This window comes from Mesorhizobium sp. M7A.F.Ca.CA.001.10.2.1, assembly GCF_003998575.1.
Classification (GTDB): domain Bacteria; phylum Pseudomonadota; class Alphaproteobacteria; order Rhizobiales; family Rhizobiaceae; genus Mesorhizobium.
Genome location: NZ_RZQY01000616.1, coordinates 1 through 3,721 on the forward strand (window position 1 = coordinate 1; position 3,721 = coordinate 3,721).

3 protein-coding genes are annotated in these 3,721 nt (G+C 64.8%); all 3 read left to right on the top strand.

The features are described 5' to 3' along the window. The first annotated feature begins 182 nt into the window (after nucleotides 1-182). Nucleotides 183-1,343, top strand: a complete 1,161-nt coding sequence (locus EN964_RS28475; protein ID WP_236382938.1) for a GntR family transcriptional regulator — start codon at nucleotides 183-185, stop codon at nucleotides 1,341-1,343. A gap of 10 nt (nucleotides 1,344-1,353) precedes the next feature. Then, nucleotides 1,354-2,637, top strand: a complete 1,284-nt coding sequence (locus EN964_RS28480; RefSeq protein WP_127266966.1) for a glycosyltransferase — start codon at nucleotides 1,354-1,356, stop codon at nucleotides 2,635-2,637. A 5-nt stretch (nucleotides 2,638-2,642) separates the two neighbouring features. Continuing rightward, the coding region (locus EN964_RS28485) for a glutamine synthetase family protein (protein WP_164776047.1) at nucleotides 2,643-3,721 on the top strand (1,079 nt) is incomplete at its 3' end.

The following is a 3,721-nucleotide window of genomic DNA, read 5'->3' on the forward strand; positions in this document are numbered from 1 at the left end:
CCGGTGGCGGTCTTGAAGGCGGCCATGGCGTCAGGCGCCATGTAGCCGTCCCAGTTGGAAATGACGAGGTCGGCAGCCGTCGCCGGCGCGGACAGCGCCAAGGCCAGGCCAAGTGCGATCGAAGATGTTTTCAGCGCACGGCGCCGCAGGCTGGTAGCGGTCATGACAGACTCCCATTTCGGTTGATCGTCGAATTGCATTCGCCGGACCAACGCCTGCGACCCTTGCCGCTGCCTCGATCCCGTTCCCTCGGTCTTTTTCTCGCCGATTGCCCTGACAGTACTATTGCAGAAAAAAGTACGTCAATCCATAATTTGCTAAGCGATCGTGGAATCTGGCCGATTGCGTCCGTGCGGGCGATCGGTCAGATCAATGCGGTCATGTCGTTTTCCACGAGACCAGTCATGCAAGCCGCAGCCCGACGACCTCGCACCAACCACCTCGATCTGGCGCAGCGCATCCTGGATGTGGCGCGGCAGCGCGGTTTTGAGCCCGGCGCACGCTTGCCGGAGCAGCAGATCGCTTCGTTGTGCAATGTCTCGCGCACGCCGGTGCGGGCGGCTCTCGGCCTGCTCGCTGAACGGGGTGTCGTGCGCTGGGAGGCAGATTCCGGTTATCACCTGGCCATCGACCTCACCGCGCAGGCTTCAGTCGCCACGGAACTGCCCGCCGCCGAGGAGGACGAGTTGGCCGAGGCGATCCTGCGCGACCGGTCGGCGCGTCGGCTGGACCAGACGGTGACCGTCGCGGGGCTGATACGGCGCTACAGTGCCGAGCGCAAGACGGTACTAAAAGCACTTAACAAACTGACCGAAGAGAATTTGTTGGACCGAGCGCCTGGCCAGTCCTGGCTGTTTCGGCGCACGCCCGACGATCCAGAGGCGCAAGGCGACAGCTATGAGTTCCGCTTGCTGCTGGAACCCGCGGCCATCCTGACGCCGGGCTTCCGGCTGGACGGCGCGCGGGCGGCGACGTTGCGCCAGGCTATGGAAGCGCTGGTGGCGCTGCCGGACGCCGCATTCGATACACGCGAGTTCCAGCGGCTGGACATCGATTTTCACGGCATGCTCGCTGAGGGCTGCGCCAACCGCTTCGTTGCTGATGCGCTGGCCGATCATCTCAGGCTGCGCCGGCTGCCGGGCATCTATGCCGGCGTCAACGTCTTCCGCCTGCGGCAATCGCTGCGCGAACACCTTGTTATACTCGACCATCTTGAAAGCCTGCAGTATGAGGTGGCGGCCGATCTGCTTCGTATCCACCTGCGGCTTTCCCGCAACCAGCGACCGCAGGCGGCCAGTCGCGGGGCGCCCGCCCTGTTCGGCATGATCAGCCGGCCGGAATGACGAGGAATAATTGACGCGTAAAGCCAGCCCGACCATCGCGCTGTTTCCCGAAGCCAGTTTCGGCGCGGCGTTGAATTGCGTCGGCATCGCGCAGGCATTGCGTGCCAAGGGAGCCCGGCCCGTCTTCATTTGCCATGCCGGCTTTTCCGGCGTCTTTGCCGACTATGGTTTCCAGGAATACCAGCTGCCGACCGACGAGCCGCTGAGCGACAGCGAACGCCAGAGCTATTGGCAGGCCTTCGTGCGCCGGCACCTGCCGCATTTCCGGCTGAGCCCGATCGACCAGCTGGAAACCTATGTCGCGCCGACCTGGCAGGCCATCGTCGACACTGCGGTCAATGCCGAGGCGCCGCTGCGCCAATTGCTGGCGCGGCTGAAGCCGGACGCGGTGGTGCTCGACAATGTCATCATGTTCCCGGCGATATCAGCCGCCGGCTGTCCCTGGGTGCGTGTCGTCTCCTGCGCCGAGACCGAGCTGCCGGACACCAATGTGCCGCCCTACCTGTCGGGGCTTGGTGCGGATGACCCGCAACGCGCGGCGTTCGAGGCAAGGTATCTGGCGGCTTGCGCGCCCGCACATGACCGCTTCAATCGCTTTCGCATGGATGCCGGCCTGGCGTCGCTGCCGAAGGGCCTGTTCCTCGAGGCGTCGCCCGACCTCAATTTGCTGCTGACGCCTTCGATCGTGCGTCGTGAGCGCGCCGAGCCGCTCGATCCCACGCGCTTCGTCTATCTCGAAGGCTGCGTGCGCTCGGAAGGGCCGTTCGAAGTGCCGGTGTTTCCGCGCAACAAGGGGCCGCTAGTCTATGTCAGCTTCGGCAGCCTCGGCGCCATGGATGTCGGCCTGATCGAGCGCATGCTGGTCGTCTTCGACAGGCTGCCGGCGCGCTTTATTGTCAATGCCGGCGGCCTGCGCGACGCCTACCGTGCGGTGCCGGACAATGTCTATCTCGACGCCTGGTTTCCGCAGCCCTCGGTGGTGGCGAAGTCAGACCTGTTCATCCATCACGGCGGCAACAACAGCTTTTGCGAAGCGCTGCGCTTCGGCGTGCCGTCACTGATCATGCCCTATTGCTGGGACGGACACGACAATGCGCGCCGCGCCGGAGAAACCGGCGTCGGTGACCATATCGGCCGCGACGCCTGGACCGAAGGAGTGTTGGAGAAAGCGATTCTCGGCCTGCTGGCCGACGATGCCATGCGCGCCCGCCTCAAGGACAATGCAGCCCAAATGGCGCTGAAACCTGGAACGGATGTGGCCGCCCAAGCCATACTCTCTTTGATACGGACATGAACGAAATGCCTGACAACAACACGAATATCTCGCTCTCCAGCGGCAACGACGCCAAGGCCTGGCTGGCCCGGCACGGGATCAACGAAGTCGAGTGCCTGGTGCCCGACACGAACGGCGTCCTGCGCGGCAAGGCCTTGCCGACGGCCAAATTCCTCCAGGCGCTGGAAGATCGCGCGCTCTATCTGCCGAGCAGCGCTTTCCTGGTCAGCATCGACGGCCGCTACTCCGGCTCGATCGACGAGGGTTTTGCCTATTCGGACCCGGACATGCGCATGGTGCCCGATGTCTCGACGCTGTGCCTGGCGCCGGGTGCCGCTCCCGGCAAGGCCTATGTCTTCGCCGATGCCTTCCATATGGACGACCGGCCCTGGATGGCCTCGCCGCGCCATGTGCTGCGCGCCGTGCTCGACCTCTACGCCAGGCGCGGCTGGCGGGCGGTGGTGGCGCCGGAGCTCGAATTTTATCTGACCGCGCCCAATCCCGATCCGGACCAGCCGCTGACCGCTCCGATCGGCGCCAATGGCCGTGCCGAGGGTGTGCAGCATCCCTATGACATGGCCGCGCTCGAGGAGTTCGAGCCGGTGATCCGCCGAGTCTATGACTATGCGGCGGCGGCCGGCCTGCCGCTCGACACGCTGATCCATGAATCGGGTACGGCGCAGCTTGAGATCAACTTCCTGCATGGCGATGCGCTGCCGCTGGCCGACAAGGTGCTGCTGTTCAAGCGGCTGACGCGCCAGGCCGCGCAGCAGAGCGGAATGCACGCCACCTTCATGGCCAAGCCGATCGCCGCACAGGCGGGAAGCTCGATGCATCTGCACATGTCGGTCATCGACGAGGCCGGCAGGACTTTGTTTGCCGGCAGCGACGATGCCGACAGCGCAATGTTCGGCCATTTCATCGGCGGCCTGCAGAAATATGTCCCGGAAATCATGCCGCTGTTTGCGCCCAACGTGAACTCGTTCCGCCGCATAAGGCCGAACCACAGCGCGCCGGCCAACATCGAATGGTCGCATGACAACCGCTCCTGCGGCCTGCGCGTGCCGGCCGGGGGCCGCGCGGCGCGGCGGGTGGAGAACCGGCT